Raw genomic sequence first — 1,843 nt, 5'->3', positions numbered from 1 at the left:
CGTTTTTCCATGATGGGCTCCGCTTGCTAAGTAGGTGGGCTAGGCGATGTGGCGCCAGTCGAGCCCTGAATCTTGATCGGCCAGTTGCAGCCAGTCCGGGTCGCACCCAAGGGTGTCGACAAAACATTGCCGGGCCAGCTGCGGCATGTTGTTCTTGCTGCTCAGATGGGCCAGGACCAGGTGTTGGAGACCCTGCCAGCCCAACTCGGACACCAGGAATGCCGCCTGATGGTTGTTCAAATGTCCCAGCTCGCCGCCCACCCGCTGCTTGAGAAAGTACGGGTAGTGACCACGTGCCAGCATGTCACGACAATGATTGGATTCGATCATCAATGCATCGAGATCCCGGTAACCGTCCAGCACCCGCTCGCAGTAGGAACCCAGGTCGGTCAGCAGGCCGAAGCGCCGCTGTTCGTTGTCACTGAATACATACTGGGTCGGCTCCTGCGCATCATGGGCCACGGCAATGACCCCGATGTTCAGTGCACCGATCTGCAGTTGCTCGCCGCCAGCCAGAAAGCCTGCGGGTTCAATCGGTTTGCGCATCCCGCGCAGTGTGCCGCGACTGAGGTAGACCGGCAGATTGTAGCGCCGAGACAGCAAACCCACGCCATGCACGTGGTCGGCATGTTCGTGGGTTACGAGTATCGCGCTCAGTTGCGCCGGGTTCACACCCAGACGCAACAGGCGTTTTGCGGTTTCCCGCAGGGAAAAACCACAATCCACCAGCACATACGTATCAGCACTGGCGATCAGCGTGCCGTTCCCTTGGCTACCGCTGCCGAGAACGGCAAAACGCATTGGATCAGCCCAGGTTGTCCTGAATGACGCTCAACACTTTGCGCGCCACTTCAGCCGGCGCGACGGTGTTGATGTTTTTCTCGACGGTCACCTGAATGTTCTCGCCAACCTTGCTCAGGCGAACCTGATAACGCTCGGCACGGGCTTCAACTTCTTCCTTGCTCGGCGCACTGCCGAACAGGCTGCTGAAGAAACCAGGCTTGTCGTCTTTTTTCTCGGCTTTTTCGGCCAGGTTGATGTAGTACAGGCCCAGACTGCGGTTGATGTCTTCAACGCGCCATTCGCCCTGCTCCAGCGCACGGCCGACGCTCGACCAGGCTCGGTCCAGATCGGTACCGACGTTCAACACCGGGTTACCGCTGCCGTCTTCGCTGAGGCTGACGCGGCTCGGGGTATCGAAATCACGCGAAGCCAGCATCGACACCGAACCGCCCTTCTCGGCGATACGGCTCATGCTCGCGAGCATGTCGTCGACCAGCGCTGCGTCCAGGCCAGTGTTGACCGAACGATTGGTGAAAGCGACGTCGGCGGTGCTGCCGGCAGGACGCTCGGCGCTGACCACGTAGATTTCACTGGTGTTGCGCTGCACGCCCGGCTCGATACGCACGCGAACGCGGGTTTCGCTGCCACTGGCGATACCGGCCGCGCTCAGGCGTTTGGCCATGGCGGCGGACAGTTCGTCGGAACGCTGCCAGGTGGTGGTGAATTCGCCAGTTTGCGGACGCTGTTCATCCAGACGGAAACCGTTGTCCTGGAAGAACTGCACAGCCACTGGCCAGACTTCGGCCGGTGGATGTTGAGCCATTACCCAACGAGAATCGCCACTCTTCTGCAGCGAGTAGTCGGTGGCATCGGCGATCGCCGACAGCGGTTGAGGACGTGGAACCACGTACTCGCCCTTGGCGGTATCGTCAGCAACGTTGCGCGGGATCGGCAGCAGCGGATCCAGACGCTTGGAGGTGCTGACATCCGGTGGTAGTTGCATCGGTGCAGTCTGTTGCGCTTCCAGGTAATCGCTACCACGGTCACGGAAATAACCTTC

Annotated in this window: 2 protein-coding genes; both read right to left on the bottom strand. The window is 60.3% G+C overall.

What is annotated here, in order from left to right; all coding sequences use genetic code 11:
* Positions 1-39 precede the first annotated feature (39 nt).
* Positions 40-801 (bottom strand): MBL fold metallo-hydrolase, encoded by a 762-nt coding sequence (locus ACIOVB_RS27655; protein WP_401272294.1) that lies wholly within the window; start codon positions 799-801, stop codon positions 40-42.
* Positions 802-805: 4 nt separating this feature from the next.
* Positions 806-1,843: outer membrane protein assembly factor BamC (bamC, locus tag ACIOVB_RS27650; RefSeq protein WP_401272293.1), on the bottom strand; the 1,038-nt coding region annotated here is incomplete at its 5' end.

Origin of the sequence: Pseudomonas sp. NPDC087639, from assembly GCF_044743385.1 — a bacterium.
Classification (GTDB): Bacteria; Pseudomonadota; Gammaproteobacteria; order Pseudomonadales; family Pseudomonadaceae; genus Aquipseudomonas.
Note: the sequence above shows the minus strand (reverse complement) of the source record. Positions and strands in the feature narration are given on the sequence as shown.

Bases quoted from the DNA above. Each gene is read 5' to 3' on its own strand.
- ACIOVB_RS27655 (WP_401272294.1), bottom strand. From the start codon at position 801: ATGCGTTTTGCCGTTCTCGGCAGCGGTAGCCAAGGGAACGGCACGCTG.